The organism is Tritonibacter sp. SIMBA_163 (genome assembly GCF_046535935.1).
Lineage (GTDB): Bacteria > Pseudomonadota > Alphaproteobacteria > Rhodobacterales > Rhodobacteraceae > Epibacterium > Epibacterium scottomollicae.
Genome location: NZ_JAWJBP010001077.1, coordinates 1 through 245, shown reverse-complemented (window position 1 = coordinate 245; position 245 = coordinate 1). Strand labels below are relative to the sequence as shown.

The 245-nt window shown below is 64.5% G+C and carries 1 protein-coding gene; it reads right to left on the bottom strand.

Features of this window, described 5'->3' with window-relative positions:
- On the bottom strand, positions 1-245 hold a 245-nt coding region (locus R0J92_RS25655), incomplete at both ends, for a hypothetical protein (RefSeq protein WP_411053766.1).

Sequence of the window (245 nt, the reverse complement as noted above, 5' to 3'; positions counted from 1 at the left end):
CACCCTTTGAAGCGAGATCTTCCTCCCGCCGCTGCCAGAAGTCGGCGTCGATCGGCTCGATCCGCTCGCCGACCTGCTGCCGGTCGCACATGGCGAGGATCCGCTCGGTCGCACCCTTGGCGTAAAGCACGCCCTCTCCGGCATGGCTGTGGTGGAGCGTGGCCATGAACTTGTGCTCAGATTCGAAGGGGATCGTGTCCGTACGGGGCCAGTGATGAGTCAGTTCGTCCGCGTCGAGTTCGCCC